This is a genomic window from Paracoccus yeei ATCC BAA-599 (assembly GCF_000622145.1).
In the GTDB taxonomy this organism is placed as follows: Bacteria; Pseudomonadota; Alphaproteobacteria; order Rhodobacterales; family Rhodobacteraceae; genus Paracoccus; species Paracoccus yeei.
This window is the reverse complement of record NZ_JHWH01000023.1, coordinates 1-16243: the sequence shown is the minus strand read 5'-3', so window position 1 is coordinate 16243 and position 16243 is coordinate 1. Positions and strand designations below refer to the sequence as shown.

19 protein-coding genes and 1 pseudogene are annotated in these 16243 nt (G+C 70.3%); 6 read left to right on the top strand and 14 right to left on the bottom strand.

Annotated features, from left to right (window positions below; all coding sequences use genetic code 11):
• Positions 1-24 precede the first annotated feature (24 nt).
• Positions 25-384: a SoxS protein gene (locus tag BU28_RS0113460; RefSeq protein ID WP_028719945.1), complete on the bottom strand. Its 360-nt coding sequence runs from the start codon at positions 382-384 to the stop codon at positions 25-27.
• Between the two features lie 168 nt (positions 385-552).
• Between BU28_RS0113460 and meaB the strand changes: the two genes are divergently transcribed.
• On the top strand, positions 553-1590 hold the full coding sequence (gene meaB / locus BU28_RS23030) for a methylmalonyl Co-A mutase-associated GTPase MeaB (protein ID WP_080621788.1): 1038 nt from the start codon (positions 553-555) through the stop codon (positions 1588-1590).
• Between the two features lie 109 nt (positions 1591-1699).
• Positions 1700-1975, top strand: a complete 276-nt coding sequence (gene rpmB / locus BU28_RS0113450; RefSeq protein WP_028719944.1) for a 50S ribosomal protein L28 — start codon at positions 1700-1702, stop codon at positions 1973-1975.
• A 93-nt stretch (positions 1976-2068) separates the two neighbouring features.
• On the opposite strand, the gene BU28_RS0113445 is transcribed toward rpmB, so the two are convergent.
• Complete coding sequence (locus BU28_RS0113445) at positions 2069-2728, bottom strand: arylesterase (protein WP_036762903.1); 660 nt, start codon at positions 2726-2728, stop codon at positions 2069-2071.
• 246 nt (positions 2729-2974) lie between these two features.
• On the opposite strand from BU28_RS0113445, the gene BU28_RS0113440 reads away from it, so the two are divergent.
• Positions 2975-3553, top strand: coding sequence for a L,D-transpeptidase (locus BU28_RS0113440; RefSeq protein WP_080621790.1), 579 nt, complete (start codon positions 2975-2977; stop codon positions 3551-3553).
• Positions 3554-4648 (top strand): tRNA 2-selenouridine(34) synthase MnmH, encoded by a 1095-nt coding sequence (gene mnmH, locus BU28_RS0113435; RefSeq protein ID WP_028719941.1) that lies wholly within the window; start codon positions 3554-3556, stop codon positions 4646-4648. It begins immediately after the preceding gene.
• A gap of 20 nt (positions 4649-4668) precedes the next feature.
• Here mnmH and BU28_RS0113430 read toward each other — a convergent pair whose 3' ends face one another.
• The 10 genes from BU28_RS0113430 to BU28_RS0113385 all read right to left on the bottom strand — a co-directional run bounded on the left by BU28_RS0113430 (position 4669) and on the right by BU28_RS0113385 (position 12925).
• Positions 4669-5472, bottom strand: a complete 804-nt coding sequence (locus tag BU28_RS0113430; protein ID WP_028719940.1) for a purine-nucleoside phosphorylase — start codon at positions 5470-5472, stop codon at positions 4669-4671.
• Positions 5456-6421: an ABC transporter permease gene (locus BU28_RS0113425; RefSeq protein ID WP_028719939.1), complete on the bottom strand. Its 966-nt coding sequence runs from the start codon at positions 6419-6421 to the stop codon at positions 5456-5458. The genes BU28_RS0113430 and BU28_RS0113425 overlap by 17 nt, the downstream gene beginning before the upstream one ends.
• Complete coding sequence (locus BU28_RS0113420; RefSeq protein WP_028719938.1) at positions 6421-7512, bottom strand: ABC transporter permease; 1092 nt, start codon at positions 7510-7512, stop codon at positions 6421-6423. The genes BU28_RS0113425 and BU28_RS0113420 overlap by 1 nt, the downstream gene beginning before the upstream one ends.
• 64 nt (positions 7513-7576) lie before the next feature.
• On the bottom strand, positions 7577-9181 hold the full coding sequence (locus tag BU28_RS23025) for an ABC transporter ATP-binding protein (protein WP_036762902.1): 1605 nt from the start codon (positions 9179-9181) through the stop codon (positions 7577-7579).
• Positions 9181-10167 (bottom strand): BMP family lipoprotein, encoded by a 987-nt coding sequence (locus BU28_RS0113410; protein ID WP_028719937.1) that lies wholly within the window; start codon positions 10165-10167, stop codon positions 9181-9183. Before BU28_RS0113410 ends, BU28_RS23025 begins: the two co-directional genes overlap by 1 nt.
• Positions 10168-10248: 81 nt before the next feature.
• Complete coding sequence (locus tag BU28_RS0113405; RefSeq protein WP_028719936.1) at positions 10249-10650, bottom strand: GNAT family N-acetyltransferase; 402 nt, start codon at positions 10648-10650, stop codon at positions 10249-10251.
• The gene (tsaB, locus tag BU28_RS0113400; protein WP_028719935.1) at positions 10647-11243 is read right to left on the bottom strand and encodes a tRNA (adenosine(37)-N6)-threonylcarbamoyltransferase complex dimerization subunit type 1 TsaB; all 597 of its coding nucleotides are present in this window, start codon (positions 11241-11243) and stop codon (positions 10647-10649) included. The genes BU28_RS0113405 and tsaB overlap by 4 nt, the downstream gene beginning before the upstream one ends.
• A complete protein-coding gene (locus tag BU28_RS0113395) occupies positions 11236-11790 on the bottom strand; it encodes a NifU family protein (RefSeq protein ID WP_028719934.1) in 555 nt (184 codons plus the stop codon). Before BU28_RS0113395 ends, tsaB begins: the two co-directional genes overlap by 8 nt.
• A 74-nt stretch (positions 11791-11864) precedes the next feature.
• Positions 11865-12470 carry a CPBP family glutamic-type intramembrane protease gene (locus tag BU28_RS0113390; RefSeq protein WP_028719933.1) on the bottom strand — a complete coding sequence of 202 codons (606 nt, stop codon included), beginning with the start codon at positions 12468-12470 and terminating at the stop codon, positions 11865-11867.
• Positions 12470-12925 carry a universal stress protein gene (locus BU28_RS0113385; RefSeq protein WP_028719932.1) on the bottom strand — a complete coding sequence of 152 codons (456 nt, stop codon included), beginning with the start codon at positions 12923-12925 and terminating at the stop codon, positions 12470-12472. Before BU28_RS0113385 ends, BU28_RS0113390 begins: the two co-directional genes overlap by 1 nt.
• A gap of 160 nt (positions 12926-13085) precedes the next feature.
• Between BU28_RS0113385 and BU28_RS23020 the strand changes: the two genes are divergently transcribed.
• Positions 13086-13958 (top strand): sugar transferase, encoded by an 873-nt coding sequence (locus BU28_RS23020; protein WP_028719931.1) that lies wholly within the window; start codon positions 13086-13088, stop codon positions 13956-13958.
• Positions 13959-13965: 7 nt separating this feature from the next.
• On the opposite strand, the gene truA is transcribed toward BU28_RS23020, so the two are convergent.
• Both truA and BU28_RS0113370 read right to left on the bottom strand, forming a co-directional pair.
• A complete protein-coding gene (gene truA, locus BU28_RS0113375) occupies positions 13966-14742 on the bottom strand; it encodes a tRNA pseudouridine(38-40) synthase TruA (RefSeq protein ID WP_028719930.1) in 777 nt (258 codons plus the stop codon).
• A complete protein-coding gene (locus BU28_RS0113370) occupies positions 14742-15704 on the bottom strand; it encodes a 5-bromo-4-chloroindolyl phosphate hydrolysis family protein (RefSeq protein WP_036762901.1) in 963 nt (320 codons plus the stop codon). The genes truA and BU28_RS0113370 overlap by 1 nt, the downstream gene beginning before the upstream one ends.
• A gap of 273 nt (positions 15705-15977) precedes the next feature.
• Here BU28_RS0113370 and BU28_RS23015 point away from each other — a divergent pair.
• Positions 15978-16243, top strand: a pseudogene (locus BU28_RS23015) (IS110 family transposase); the annotation flags it as partial.

Below are 16243 nucleotides of genomic sequence, written 5' to 3'. Positions count from 1 at the left end.
CAAGCCCAGGCAGGGCGAAAGCCTTCAGGCGCGCGCCCGCTCCAGCATGGCCCGCAGGACCGGAAAGAACCGCTCGGCGCCCGGATAGCCCTCGAACCGCGTCACCTCCAGCCCGTCCCGCAGCAGGATGAAGCTGGGCGTCAGCCAGGGCTTGCGATCCAGCGCCAGCCCGTCGGGATAGGGCCCGTCCACATCGACCATCATCAGCGGGGCGGCCCGGCCCTCGGGGTGACGGGCATAGACCGGACCGACCTCGCGGTCCCAGGCGGCGCAATGGACGCAGCCCCGGCGCCGCACCATCAGCAGCCGCAGCCCGTCCCCGGCCAGCGCCGGTCCCGCCAGCCCCGCCGCGATGGCGGCCAACAGGGTTCGTCGTGTCAGCATCGGCCCTCCGTCGCGGCGGACCCTAGCGTTCGCCCAGGCCTGCGGCAAGCGCGTCATGCGCGGTTCTTTCGTGGACAAAGATCCACGGGGGTTGACGGTCGGCGCGCCATCGGTCCAAGACCGACCGGCGACGGGGCAGTCGGCCCCCGCGGTCACGGGCGGGAACGCATGGATGATCTGACCACGGCCCTAGTCCAGGGCGACCGGCGCGCCCTGTCGCGCGCCATCACGCTGATCGAAAGCACGCGCGCCGACCACCGGGCCCGGGCGCTTGCGCTGCTGTCGGACCTGCCCGGCCGCCAGGCGCTGCGCATCGGGCTGTCGGGTACGCCGGGGGTGGGCAAGTCCACCTTCATCGAGGCGTTCGGCAAGATGCTGACCGGGCAGGGGCTTCGCGTCGCGGTCCTGGCGGTCGACCCCAGCTCGGTCCGCTCGGGCGGCTCCATCCTGGGCGACAAGACCCGGATGGAGACGCTGGCGCGCGACCCCATGGCCTTCATCCGCCCCTCGCCCTCGCGCGCGGAACTGGGCGGCGTCGGCCGCCGCACGCGCGAGACGGTGCGCCTGTGCGAGGCGGCGGGCTTCGACGTGGTGCTGATCGAGACCGTGGGCGTCGGGCAGTCCGAGACCCTGGTGGCCGAGATGTCGGACCTGTTCATCCTGTTGCTGGCCCCGGCCGGCGGCGACGAATTGCAGGGCGTCAAGCGCGGCATCATGGAGATCGCCGACATCATCCTGGTCAACAAGGCCGACGGCGCGCTTCACGACACCGCGCTGCGCACCGTGGCCGATTACGCCGGCGCGCTGCGGCTGATGCGCAAGCGGCCCTACGACCCCGAGGGATTTCCCCAGGCGCTGCCCGTCTCGGCCCAGACGGGGCTGGGGCTGGACACGGCCTGGGCGCGGATGACCGCCCTGGCCGACTGGCGGCGCGACCACGGCCATTTCGCTGCGCGGCGGGCCGAACAGGCGCGGCACTGGTTCCTGGCGGACGTGCGCGCGGGCCTGCTGGCGCGGCTGGAACAGCCCGAGGTCCGCGACCGGCTGCGGCGCGCGGGCGACGCCGTCGCGCGGGGCGAAAGCGACCCCAATGCGGCGGCGGCGGATGTGCTGGACTGGCTGCGGACCTTCGATGCCTGCCCCGGCGCCGATCCCGCCGTGCGGGACGGGGCAGGGGCGGCAAGGAATCGGGGCGAAAAGGCTTGACCTTGGGCCTGGCTGCGTTTATTCCCCCGCAGACAGAATTCCGGGCGCTGCCACGCGGCGCCCTTTCATATTGCGGGCGACCGCTCAAACGAATCGAAGGAACAAGATCATGTCGCGCGTTTGCGAACTGACCGGCAAGGGCCCGATGAGCGGCAACAACGTGTCCCACGCCAACAACAAGACCCGCCGCCGGTTTCTGCCCAACCTGAACGAGGTCTCGCTGATCTCGGACAAGCTGGGCCGCACCTACCAGCTGCGCATCTCGGCCGCTGCCCTGCGCTCGGTGGACCACCGCGGGGGCCTCGACGCCTTCCTGGCGAAAGCCCGCGACGAGGAGCTGTCGGACCGCGCCCTGAAGATCAAGCGCGAGCTGGCCAAGGCCTGATCCGCGCCGGATTGCCGGGCCGACCGATTCGCGGTCCCGGGGATTCCTGCAAAGCCCTGCCATTCGGCGGGGCTTTTGGCATTTCGGGCGGTGTCAGCCGCCTGCCGCCTGCCGCTTGCGCTGGACCTGGGCCAGCAGCGCCTCGACCTGGGGCCCCAGGGCTTCGACCACCAGCCGCACGCCGTCGGCCGAGGCGTGGACGCCGTCCCCTTGCATCATGCGCGGCAGTTCGGACTGCGGCAGCGAGAAAAGCGGCATGTAAAGATTGTCATAGACCAGCGTGCCATGCCTTTGCGCCAGCCTTGGCCAAAGCTCGGCCCAGGCGCGGCGCCGGGCCTCGTCCCGGTCGGGCTTGGCGATGCCCACCAGCAGCACGGGCCGACCCCCCTGTGTGGCCGCCGTCAGGATGGCGTCCAGGTTGTCCTCGGCCCCGGCCACGCCCAGGTCATAGAGCAGGTCGTTGCCCCCCAGTTCCACCATCACCGCGTCGGGGTCGTGGCGCGCCAGCGACCGTTCGATGCGGGCGCGGCCGCCCGCCGTGGTGTCGCCCGACAGGCCCCCGTTCAGCACCACCACGTCATGGCCGTGCGCGTCCAGCCAGGCCTGAAGGCGCGGCACCAGTCCGTCGGCCTGTTTCAGCCCGTAGCCTGCGGTCAGGCTGTCGCCAAAGGCCAAAAGTCGGATCTGTTCGGCCTGGGCGGCAAGGGGGGCTGCGGTCATGGCAAGAAGCAGGGCAAGAGCACGGAACGGCATGGAGAATAACCTTGGCAATCGTCAGGACAAGCGACACGGATGTCGCGCCGGCATCCTAGCAGCGTGCCCGGCGCCGGGGACATGGACGCTGCGTCACAAGGCTTTGGACGGCGCTTCTGCCCGTATTCTGGACAGCGGGGCGTGGCAGGATTGCCGCCCTGTGCCCCCGTCACGGCGCTTTGAGTTGATTGCCCGCGACCAAGGCGTTACCGGCTGGGATGACATGCCCGAAGCCAGGACAAGATGATGAACCGCCGCCAGATGCTGATGCTTTCCGCCTCGCTCGCCGTTGCGCCTTCGCTGCTGCTGGCGCAACAGCAGGCCACCCCTGTCGCCGCCCAAGCCGAGACCCGGCGCGACCCCTATGCCCCGACCGAGGTGGCGATCCGCCCCGATTTCGAGGTGGGCAGCATCGTCGTCGTGTCCAAGGATTTCTTCCTTTATCACGTCGTGGCCCCCGGCCGGGCGATTCGCTACGGCGTCGCCGTGGGCAAGGACGAACTGGTCTGGAAGGGCCGCGCCACCGTGGGCCGCAAGACCGAATGGCCCAGCTGGAGGCCCACCCCCGCGATGATCAAGCGCAAGCCCCAGCAATACGGCAAATGGGCCGACGGGATGCCGGGCGGCCCGACGAACCCCTTGGGCGCGCGGGCGCTTTATCTTTACGACGCCAAGGGCAACGACACCTCGATCCGCATCCACGGCACGACCGAGCCGAACTCGATCGGGCGCGCGGTGTCGAACGGCTGCCTGCGCATGCGCAACGAGGCGGTGATGGACCTGTACGAACAGGTCCCGGTCGGCACCCCCGTCTACGTCTACTGATTGGACATCCGGCTGACATCGCTGTCGGACCCGGCGCTGGCCGGGTTCGACACCATCATCGACGGCCGCTCTCCCTCGGAGTATGCCGAGGATCACCTGCCGGGCGCCGTCAGCCTGCCGGTGCTGTCGGACGACGAACGGGCCCGGGTCGGCACGATCTACAAGCAGGTTTCCCCCTTTGACGCGCGCAAGCTGGGCGGCGCGCTGGTCGCGGCCAATGTGGCGCGCCACATCGCAGGGCCGCTCTCGGGTCACGGCGGCGGCTGGCGGCCGCTGATCTATTGCTGGCGCGGCGGGCAGCGGTCCGGCGCCTTCGCCACCATCCTGGGCCAGATCGGCTGGCGTGTCGGCCGGATCGAAGGCGGCTACAAGGCCTGGCGCGCGCTGGTGGTCGCGCGCGTCACGGCGCCGGTCCGCTCGCCCGTGGTGGTGCTGGACGGCAATACCGGCAGCGCCAAGACCGAGATCCTGCACCGCCTTGCCGCCCGCGGCCATCAGGTCATCGACCTGGAGGGGCTGGCGAACCATCGCGGCAGCCTGTTCGGCGCCATGCCCGGCGGCCAGCCCGGCCAGAAGCTGTTCGAGGGCCGGCTGGCCATGGCGCTTGAGGCGCTGGACCCTGCGCGCCCCGTGCTGGTCGAGGCCGAAAGTTCGCGCATCGGCGACCTGAACCTGCCGCGCGGCATCTGGCAGGCCATCATCGCCGCCCCGCGCATCCGGCTTGCCGTCCCGGTCGAGGCTCGCGCCGCCTATACCGCGCAAAGCTATGCCGAGGCCGCCGCCGACCCCGAGCGCGTGGCCGGCATCGTGAACAGCCTGCGCCCGGTCCACCCCGCCGAGCGGATCGAGGGCTGGCTGCGTCTGGTCGATGCCCGCGACTGGGCGGGGCTTTCCGCCGCGCTGATGCGCGACCATTACGACCCCCGCTATGACCGGCACCGCGCCCGCCACGACGACGGCCGCGGCCGGGTGGTGGCGCTTGGGGGTCTGGACGATCTGGACGCGGCGGCGGATCGGGTCGAGGCGGCTCTGGCCGGGCTCGACTGGCAGCCCGGCGCCGGCGGCGCGGCCGGTGCCTCCGGCGGGGATATTTAGACAAGAAAGAAACGCGGGGATCAGGCGCTGTCGCGCAGAAAGCGCCGCAGCACCCGTTCCAGCTTGGCCGCGCCCAGGGGGGCCATGGCCTTGGTGTGGTCGTGGCTGATCGCTTCGTCCGACAGTCCCGCCCCCATGTTCGTGATGACCGAGATCGCCGCGCAGCGCAGACCCAGGAAGCGGGCCAGGATCACCTCGGGGACCGTGGACATGCCGACCGCATCGGCGCCCAGCACCCGGGCGGCCCGGATCTCGGCCGGGGTTTCGAAGCTGGGGCCCGAAAACCAGCAATAGACCCCTTCGGGCAGGTCCAGCCCCTCGGCGCCGGCCGCCGCCATCAGCGCGTGGCGCAGGCCGGGGTCGTGAGCGTCTGTCATCGGGACGAAGCGGGCCTCGCTGGGCTCGCCGATCAGGGGGTTGGTGCCGGCAAAGGCGATGTGGTCGGACAGCAGCATCAGCGATCCGGGCGGCAGGTCGGGCCGCAGGCTGCCGGCCGCGTTCGTCAGGATCAGGCGCGGGCATCCCAGCGCCTTCAGGACCTCGAGCGCCGGGCGCATCGCATCGGCGCGGCCCGTTTCGTAGTAATGCGCCCGCCCGCCCAGGACGGCGACGCGACGGCCCTCCAGCCGGCCGATGGCCAGCCGCGGCACATGGCCCGAGACGCCGGCCTGCGGAAAGCCCGGCAGGTCGGCATAGGGGATCGCCACGCCTTCGACCGCCGCCGACAGGTGCCCCAGGCCCGACCCCAGGATCAGCCCGAATTCCGGCGCCTCCGCGCCCGCGCGGTCGCGGATCAGGCGGACAAGCTCAGCGTTCCTTGACATAGGGCTCTCCTCCGGCGCGGGGCGGGATGGCGCGGCCGACAAAGCCTGCCAGGATGATGACGGTCAGGATATAGGGCAGCGCGGTCATGAACATCGACGGGATGGTGACGATCCCCAGGTCCAGGTTCGGATAGCGGTTCGCCACCGCCTCCATCAGCCCGAACAGGAAGGTGGCGCCAAGCGCGCCCCAGGGCCGCCACTTGGCAAAGATCAGGGCCGCCAGCGCGATGAAGCCGCGCCCGGCCGTCATCTCCTTGACGAAGCCAGCCGAGATGGCGGTGGCAAGATAGGCGCCCGCGATGCCGCAGAGTACGCCGCAGATCAGCACGGCGCCGTAGCGCAGCCGCGTTACCGACACGCCGGCGGTGTCGACCGAGGCCGGGTTTTCGCCGACCGCCCGCAGGCGCAGGCCAAAGCGTGTGCGGTAAAGCACCCACCAGGTCAGCGGCACGATCGCAAGGCCCAGATAGACCAGGACCGAATGGCCCGAGATGAGGTCGGCGTAGATGCGCCCGACCACCGGCACCGGCCGCAGCGCCTCGGCGAAGGGCAGGGTAATCTCCGTGAACCGCGCCGTGCCGTCAAGCGACGGGGTGCGCCCGCCAAGCGCAAAGATCCTTTGCCCCAGCAGCACCGTCAACCCCGAGGCCAGGAAATTGATCGCCACGCCCGAGATCAGCTGGTTGCCCCGGAAGGTGATCGAGGCGAGCCCGTGGATCAGCGACAGCACCAGCGACCCTGCGATGCCCGCCGCCAGCCCTGCCCAGGCGCTGCCCGTCGCATAGGCGACCGAGCCCGAGGCAAAGGCCGCCATCAGCATCTTGCCCTCCAGCCCGATGTCGAACACGCCCGCCCGTTCGGAATAAAGCCCGGCCAGGCAGGCCAGCAGCAGGGGCACCATCAGCCGCACGGCACTGTCGAGGATCTGGATGACCGTCGGGAAATCCATCACGCCCCTCCGCGCCTGCGGGCGAACAGCCGTTCCAGCGGCATCCGCACCATGTTGTCCAAGGCCCCGGTGAACAGGATCACCAGCGCCTGGATGACCACGATCAACTCGCGCGGGATGGTGGTCCACAGCGCCAGCTCGCCCCCGCCCTGGTACAGGAACCCGAACAGCAGCGCCGCCAGGGCCACGCCCAGGGGGTGGTTGCGCCCCATCAGGGCCACCGCGATGCCGATGAAGCCCGCGCCCTCGACCGCGTTCAGCACCAGCCGCTCGGCCTCGCCCATGACGGTGTTGACGGCCATCAGCCCGGCCAGCGCGCCCGAGATCACCATGGCCATGACCGTGATCCGCAGCGGAGAGATGCCGGCGTAAAGCGCCGCGGGCTCGGACCGGCCGAAGGCCCGGATCTCATAGCCCAGCCGCGTGCGCCAGATCAGCAGCCAGACCAGGACGCAGGCGGCCAGCGCGATGAAGAAGGTGACGTTCGCCGGCGTGTTCTTGCCCCAGGTCACGCCCAGAGCCAGCGCCATGTCCGACAGCTTCGGCAGATGCACGGCCGCCGGAAAGCTGGCCGAGGCGGGGTCCATGCTGCCCACCGGGCGCAGCACATTGACCAGCACATAGTTCAGCACCGCCGCCGCGATGAAGTTGAACATGATCGTGGTGATGACGACATGGCTGCCGCGCCGGGCCTGCAGCCAGGCGGGGATCAGCGCCCAAAGCGCGCCGAACCCCGCCGCCCCGACCATCGCGGCGGGCAGGGCCAGGGCCCAATGCGGCCAGGGCAGGGCCAGGACCACCAGCGTGACGCCCAGGCCCCCCATCGCCGCCTGGCCCTCGCCGCCGATGTTGAACAGGCCGGCGTGGTAGGCGACCGAAACGGCAAGCCCCGTGAAGATGAAGTTCGTCGCGTAATACAGGGTAAAGCCCCAGCCATAGCTGGACCCCAGCGCGCCCTCGACCATGACCTTCAGCGCCTCGGTCGGGCTTTCGCCGATCGCCAGGATCACCAGTGCCGAGATCGCGAAGGCCAGCGCCAGCGAGATCAGCGGCGTCAGGATCACGTCGGCCCATCGCGGCATCCGCTCCATCAGCGCGCCTCCACCGGCTTTCGCCGTTTTCCAAATACCCCCGCCGGAGGCGTGCGACCGCGCATCAGGCGACCCCCTCGGGTGCGGCGCCGGGCGCGGCCGCCGGCGGGATCGCGGCTTCGGGCGGCGCCACCGCGGGATCGACGCCCGCCATCAGGCAGCCCAGATCGCCGGTCTTGGCCTCGTCCGGCCGGCGCTCGCCCATGATGCGGCCGTCGAACATCACCGCGATGCGATCCGACAGCGCCAGGATCTCGTCCAGCTCGACCGAGACCAGCAGCACCGCCCGGCCCGCGTTGCGCAGCGCCACGATGCGCTTGTGGATGAATTCGATGGCGCCGATGTCGACGCCGCGGGTGGGCTGCCCGATCAGCAGCAGGTCGGGGTCGCGCTCGACCTCGCGCGCGACGACGATCTTCTGCTGGTTCCCGCCCGAGAAGTTGCGCGCCGCCAGGTCCGGGTCGGGCGGGCGCACGTCGAAGCGCTCGATCTTGCCCTGCGCATCGGCGCGGATCGCGGCCTCGTCCATCAGCCAGCCCCGGTTGTATTCCGGCGCGTCGTGATAGCCGAAGGCCACGTTTTCCCAGGCCGAGAACTCCAGGATCAGCCCCTCGGCCTGGCGGTCCTCGGGGACATGGCCGATGCCGGCATGCCGCCGCGCGCGCGCGTCCGACCCCGCCAGCGGCAGCACCCGGCCGTTCAGCCGGACCTCGCCCGAAAGCCGCGCGCCGGCTTCGGGATAGCCGCCGAGGATCTCCAGCAGCTGGGTCTGGCCGTTGCCGGCGACGCCGGCCAGCCCCAGGATCTCGCCGGCGCGGATGGTCAGGTCGATGCCGCGCAGCCGCTCGACGCCCTGGGCATCGACCATGCGCAGGCCGCGCACCTCCAGCACGGGCGCGCCGGGGCGGGCGGGGGCCTTGTCGACGCGCAGCAGCACCTTACGCCCGACCATCAGCTCGGCCAGCGCGGCCGGGCTCGTGTCGGCGGTCCGGACCGAGGCCACCATCTCGCCGCGCCGCATTACGCTGACATTGTCGGTGATCTCCATGATCTCGCGCAGCTTGTGGGTGATCAGGATGATGGTCTTGCCCTCGTCCCGCAGGCCCCGCAGGATGCGGAACAGGTGGTCGGCCTCGGCCGGCGTCAGGACGCCCGTAGGCTCGTCCAGGATCAGGATGTCGGCCTGGCGATACAGCGCCTTCAGGATCTCCACCCGCTGCTGGTGGCCGACCGACAGGTCCTCGACCAGCGCGTCGGGATCGACCTGCAGTTCGTATTCCCGCGCCAGCCGCTGCAATTCGCCGCGCGCCCGCGCCAGCGAGGGGCGCAGAAGGCCGCCGTCTTCGGCCCCCAGGATGACGTTTTCCAGCACGGTGAAATTCTGGACCAGCTTGAAATGCTGGAACACCATGCCGATGCCCGCGCGGATCGCCGCCTGGCTGTCGGCGATGGCGACGGGCTTGCCGCCGATCAGGATCTCGCCCGCGTCTGGGCGATAGAACCCGTAAAGGATCGACATCAGCGTCGATTTTCCGGCGCCGTTCTCGCCGATGATGCCGTGGATGGTGCCGCGCGGCACGCTGAGGTCGATGCCCTTGTTCGCCTGAACCGGGCCGAAGGCCTTGGAAATCCCCCGGAGTTCGATGGCCGGGGGCTCCGGCGCCGCCATCACTGCACCGGGCAGGTGTTGTCGGTCATGTAGTCGTGCACCGCGATCGAGCCGTCGATGATGCCCTTGCTGGCAGCCTCGACGGCCTCGGTCATCTCGGGCGTGACCAGGGGCTTGTTGTTGTCGTCCATCGCCACCGACACCCCGCCCGAGGCCAGATCCATCAGCTTGCGCCCGGGGGCGAGGTCGGCGCCGGCCTTGAACGCCTCGTAGACCGCGTTGTCCACGCCCTTGACCATCGAGGTCAGCACCTTGCCCGGATGCAGCGCGTTCTGGTTGCTGTCCACGCCGATCGACAGGATGCCGCCGTCGGCTGCCGCCTGCAGCACGCCGATGCCGGTCGCGCCCGCCGCGGCATAGATCACGTCCGCCCCCTGCGAGATCTGCGCCTTGACCAGCTCGCCGCCCTTGACCGGGTCGTTCCAGGCCGCGGGCGTGGTGCCGGCATAGTTCACGATCAGCGTGCCGTCGGGCCGCGCGGCCTTGAAGCCCTGGGCATAGCCGCATTCGAACTTGTGGATCAGCGGAATGTCCATGCCCCCGATAAAGCCGACGGTGCCCGATTTCGAGGCCTTGGCCGCCATCACCCCCGCCAGATACGAGCCCTGCTCCTCGGAGAACTCGATCGACTGCACGTTGGGCTGGTCCACGCTGGCGTCGATGATGACGAATTTCGTGTCGGGATAGTCGGGCGCGACCTTGGACAGCACCTCGCCAAAGGCAAAGCCGGTCATCACGATGGGATTGGCCCCGGTTTCGGACAGCCGGCGCAGCGCCTGTTCGCGCATCGCCTCGGACTGCATCTCCAGTTCCTTGTAGCTGCCGCCCGTCTCGGCCTTCCAGCGTTCGGCGCCGTTATAGGCCGCCTCGTTGAAGGATTTGTCGAATTTCCCGCCCAGGTCGAAGATCAGCGCCGGATCGGCCAGCGCCCCCAGCGGCATCAGGGTCAGGCAGGCGCCGGCCAGCAGCGATTTCATCAGGGACATTGTTCGAACCTCAACCTGTTGCGGGCGATTCAGCCCGGGAGCCAGGGGATTAGGGCGCATGGGCCCTGGTCCGTCAACCGGCTACAGCGCCCGGTCCATCAGGATCGCGTCGATGCCGGGCGCGTAATAACCCCGCCGCCGTCCCGCCTCGGCCCAGCCCTCGCTGCGGTAAAGCGCAAGCGCGGCCGGGTTGTCGGACGCCACCTCAAGAAAGGCGCGCTCCGCGCCGCGCTCGCGCGACCTTGCGTAAAATCCGGCCAGCAGCGCGCGCGCCAGCCCCTGCCGGCGGGTCTCGGGGGCGACGGCCAGGGTCAGAAGCTCGGCCTCGTCGGCGACGGCGCGGCCGATCAGGAAGCCTTGTGGCAGGTCGATCAGGAAATTCGGCGGGCTGTCCAACAGCCCCTCAATCTCGGTCGCGGACCAGGGGCGGGGGTGGGCGGCAAAGCAGCGCGCATGCAGCGCGGCCAGGGCTGCGGGGGTCATGCCAGGATCACCGGCCCCCGGTCGCGCGCGGGGGCGGCATCGGCGGGGCGCAGATAGATCGGCGCGGGCCGGGGCAGGCCGGGCTGGTCGCGCCGGGCCAGGGCGATGCGGGCGATGGCCACCGCCGGCGGGTGGCGCTGCAGCAGGATCGGGGGCCCGGGTGGCAGCATGTGCAGCGGCCCCTGCGCCGGCCGGTCAGCGGCGTCCCTGGGCCCGAAGTCCTGCCAGATCACCTCGCCCGCGCGGGCGGGCAGGGCGACGCGGCAGGGGCGCGGCAGGTCCAGGGCGGCGGCCTCGGTTGCGCTGACACCCACGGCGGGGATGCGCAGCGACAGCGCCAGGCCGCGCGCGGCGGCCACCGCGATGCGGACGCCGGTGAAATTGCCCGGCCCGGTGCCGACGCCCACGACCGACAGGTCGCGCCAGTCCACGCCCGCCTCGGCCAGCAGTTCGGCCAGCAAGGGGAACAGCCGCTCGGCCTGGCCCTTGGTCATCTCCTCGTGCCGGGCGGCCAGGATGCGGGTGCCGCTGACCAAAGCGGCCGCGCAATGCGCGGCCGATGTGTCGAACCCCAGGGACAGGCCGTCAGCCAACGGGCCGGACCTCGGTCACTTCGGGGATATAGTGGCGCAGCAGGTTCTCGATCCCCATCTTCAGCGTCAGGGTCGAGGACGGGCAGCCGGCGCAGGCGCCCTGCATGTGCAGATAGACCACGCCGCGGTCGAAGCCGTGAAAGGTGATGTCGCCGCCGTCCTGCGCCACCGCCGGCCGTACGCGGGTGTCCAGCAGTTCCTTGATCTGCTCGACGATGCCGGCGTCGGGACCGGCCTGATCGTTATGGGCGCTTTGGGCCACGCCTTCGATCGCCGGGGCGCCGGACTGGTAATGTTCCATGATCGCGCCCAGGACCGACGGCTTGAGGTGGTCCCAGACGGCGCTGTCGGCCTTGGTGACGGTCACGAAGTCCGAGCCCAGGAAAACCCCCGTGACGCCCGGCACGGCAAAGATGCGGCGCGCCAGCGGGCTGGCGGCGGCGGTGCCGGCCTCGGTGAAATCGGCGGTCCCGCTGCCCAGAACGGTTTCGCCCGGAAGGAACTTCAGCGTGGCGGGGTTCGGGGTGGTTTCGGTCTGGATGAACATGGAGGCACTCCTTTGCCGGGGATATGGGGAGCCGAGGGGGGCCAAGTCAAGGGAGAGCCCCGCGCCGCGGCCCCTTACGCCGGAGAGTGGGCGGCGATGATCCAGAAGACCGCCAGGTTCAGCGCCGCGTGGCCCAGGGCACCCGCGCCCGCGCTGCCGGAACTGAGCCGCGCCCCCATCGCGGGCACGGCCAGCAGGGCCGCGGCCAGCAGCATGTTCACGTCGTTGCAGGCATGGGTAATGCGCGCCTGTCCCGCCATCGGCGCCAGGTGCCACAGCACGAACAGCCCCAGCGGCGCCAGCGCGCGGCCCCAGTCGCCTCGGCCCAGGCCGGGGATCAGCGCGCCGCGCCAGAACCCTTCCTCGAGAAAGCCGTTCAGCAGCGCCGAGACGACGACCGCCGCCATGACCAGCGGGGAAAGCCGGTCCAGGCAGTCCCGCCCCATCCACAGGGCAAGCCCCAGCAGCGCCGCGAAACCCAGGACCGTCCAGCGTGCCGGCCTGCCGATGCGCCAGGGCCAGCACCCGCGCCAGACCAGCGCCGCGATCAGCAGCAGCCAGTAGACGCCCATCCCGATCAGATAGCCCGTCAACGGATGCCGGGTCAGCGACAGCAGGTGGAACAGCCCGGCCATGGGCGGGATCAGCGCCAGCGCGATCCAGCCCAGTCGGCGGTCCATCAGGTGATCTTTTCCAGCCGCTCGCGCGAGATGTCGCCCGGCACGATGGTGATGGGGCAGGGCAGCGTCGCCACCTCGCGCATCAGGCGCGTGACCAGCGGCCCCGGCCCCGAACTGTCGGCCGAGGCGGCCAGCACCACGATGCCGATTTCCGGGTCGTCGCCGATCTGGGCCAGAAGCTCGGTCGCGGGCTCGCCCTCGCGGATGACCAGTTCGGGCTCGACCCCGGGGCGGTCGCGCATCCATTTGGCAAAGACCTCGAAATGGGCCTGGATGCGTTCATAGGCCTCGGCCCGCATGACCTCGGCCACGCCCATGCCATGCTGGATTTCCGAGGCGGGGATGACGGCCAGCACCTGCACCCCGCCGCCCGTCTTGGCCGCGCGCATGGCGGCAAAGCGGATGGCGTTCAGACATTCGCGGGTGTCGTCCAGAACGACCAGGGATTTCCGCATGTTTCAGGCGACCGGCTGCAAGGATGATGGGCAAAGACTGGCCGAAAGGACACGGTCGCGCAAGTCCGTTGCGCTTTGCCCCTTGCGTTCGTTCCCATTTTCGCCCCGCTATGCTAGGGCGAAAAACAAGGCACACAGGCAAAAGCGCGGGAATCCCATTGTGACCATTCACCAGGATTGGGACAAAGCCGACCGCCGTGACCTCGCTTCGGTCCCCGGGTTCGAGCTTGCCTGGATCGCCCGCGAACCGGACTCGGGCCGGATCGGCATGACGCCGGGCAAGCGGGTCTTCGACATCGTGCTGGCGCTGGTGCTGCTGGTGCCGCTGTCGGTGGTGATGGTGGTGGTGGCGGCGGTGCTGCTGCTGATGCAGGGCAGGCCGCTGTTCTATGTCGCGCCGCGCATGCGCGCCCCGGGGGAACAGTTCAAGCTGCTCAAGTTCCGCACCATGCTGCGCCAGGACGGCGATTCGGGGGCGACGGGTGCGCACAAGCACTGGCGCATCACCCGGGTCGGGCGTTTCCTGCGGCGCACGCGCATCGACGAACTGCCGCAGCTGTTCAACATCCTGCGCGGCGACATGAGCTTTGTCGGACCGCGCCCGCCGCTGCGCGAATATGTCGAGCGGTTCCCCGCGCTTTACGCCGTGGTGCTGCAGGACCGGCCGGGCGTCACCGGCCTTGCGACGATGATCTATCACGCCCACGAAGACCGCATCATGGCGCGCTGCACCACCGCCGAGGCGACCGAGGCCGCCTATTACCGCCGCTGCCTGCCGACAAAGCTGCGGCTCGACATGATCTATCAGCGCCGGCGCAACCTGCGCGTGGACCTGTGGATCATCTGGCACACCATCATGACCGTGCTGATCCCGAACTGGCAGGGGCGCGGTCGCCGCCGGGCGCCGTCGGGAAAAGTGCCGGCGTCGCCCAAGGCCAATGCCACCGCCGCCAAGGCGCATGCGCTGGTGATCCCGCCCCGTGCGGTCGTGGCGCCAAGCCCGCTCGAGGCCAACCGCATCCCTGCGGAATAACCCCTCCTCAGGCGAAGGGATCGGCGGGATAGCCCACGCCGGTCAGGTAAAGCCCCTGCGGCGGGCAGACCGGGCCGCAGGCCGCGCGGTCGCGCGCCGCCAGGGCCTCGGCCACGCGGTCGGGGTGCCAGGCGCCCGCCCCCACCCGTTCCAGCGTGCCGACGATGGACCGCACCTGGTTGTGCAGGAAGGACCGGGCCCGCAGGTGAAAGCGGTATTCGCGGCCGCGCGGAATGGGAAACTCTTCGATCCTGATGGCGTCCAGCGTCTTCACCGGGCTTTTCGACTGACACATGGTCGACCGGAAGGTGGTGAAGTCGTGGCGGCCCAGCAGATGCGCCGCGCCCGCGCGCATGGCCTCCAGATCCAGCGGGCTCAGCACCTGCCAGACCCGGCCCCGGTCATGCGTGACCGGCGCGCGCCGGGCGACCAGGCGAAAGCTGTAGCGCCGCTCCTGGGCCGAGAATCGGGCATGGAAATCCTCGTCCACGCGCGCGGCGGCCAGGATGGCGACAGGGGCGGGCTTCAGGTGCCAGTTCAGCGCTTCGGACAGGCGGAACGGGTCCCAGTCGCGGGCGAGGTCGGCATGGGCGACCTGCCCGGTGGCGTGGACCCCCGCGTCGGTGCGGCCGGCGGCCGCGATGCGCGCGCCCTGGGCAAAGCCCGGGTCCAGCCGGGCCAGCGCCGCCTCGATCGCGCCCTGCACACTGGGCTGTTCGGCCTGCGCCTGCCAACCGGCAAAGGGTGTGCCGTCATAGTCGATCAGCAAGGCAAAACGCGGCATCAGCGTCTCGTCGGCTCGCGCGGGATCAGCAGGTCGTCGAGCGTCATCGGCCGCTCGAGTTCGGCCGGCTCGGAGGGCTCGGCCGGGGCAGGGGGCCGGACGCCTTCGCGGGCCAGCCGGTCGCGCAGCACGCTGATCTCGATATCCAGGTCGGCGCGGTCGCCCTCGACCAGCTTGCGGGTGCGGGCGGCGAACTGCGATTCCAGGTCGCCCAGCAGGGTTTCGTAATCCTGGCGCGCGCGCGGGTCGCGGGTCTGGGCATAAAGGTCGGCAAACTTCACCGTCGCGTCGCGGGCGCCCTGCAGATAGACGCCCATGTAGCGCCGGGTCGCGGCGATGTCGCCCGGGTCCTGTTCGATGCGCTGGAACAGGTCGCGCGCGGTGGCCGCGAACATGGCGACCCGGGCGTCCAGCCGGCGGTCGCCGGTGCGCAGGATCGCGTCCTGCATGGCCTTCAGATGCGCCTCGCCTTCGGCGATGATGCGGTGGGCGCGGTCCTGCTGGACGCTGTCGATGCCCTCCATCCCCTTGTCGCGCATCGGGTCGGGGCCAAAGGCCAGCCAGTGCAGCACGCCGCCCGCGACGCCGATGACGGCGGCGCCAAGCTCGGCGCCCGGCACCCAGGAGCCCACGCCCAGCGCCACGCCGGTCAGGATGCCGCCAAACAGCTTGCGCGGCCAGGCGGGGCGGCGGGCGACGGGGCGGGCGTCATAGGCCGCTTCGGCCATCAGCCCTTCGCGCGTCAGGGCCATCCCCAGCGCCAGCCCGCCGAAGGCCGCAAGATGCGCGGCCAGGCCCAGCGGCCCCTGCCAGAAGGCGCTCAGCAGGAACGGGATCGCCATGAGGGTGATCCAGCGGGTGCGCGATTCCAGCGGATGGCGCAGGTCGCGCGGGCGGGGCAGGGGGCGGCGGTCGTCCGGCCGGGCCTGCGGTGAATGAGGGCCCGTGTAGCGTTTCGCCATGATCAGCCCGCGCCCCCGAACGAGGCGTAAAGCACCAGCCCCATCAGCAGGAAAAAGGACAGGCGCTGTGTCGCTTTGCGGGACATGGGTTTCCTTTCGCGGCCAGTCGTTCGCCTGCCAGCATATAGGACGGCCCCGGCCCGAACAAAAGGCCGGGCCGGGCCGGCCGGTCGAACAGGGAAGGGCTCTGATGGCGTGGATGCCCCCACCTGACGGCATCGCAATGTGCCAATGTGATGCGTGTTGAAGCCATCACAGAAGGAGGGAGCATCCATGTCCGAGGTTACGATTATCGGGATCGATCTGGCAAAGCGCATTTTCCACCTGCACGGTGCCGGTCACGACGGATCCGTCGTGTTTCGCAAAAGGCTTTCGCGTGGCCAGCTACTTGCGTTCATGTCTCAGGTACCGCGGTGCGTTGTCGCCATGGAGGCGTGTGCGACGGCGCATGGCTGGGGCCGCGCTTTCGAGACGTTTGGACATGAAGTGCGCCTGATCCCGCCGGTCTACGTGAAGCCATTCGTCAAACGCCAGAAGAA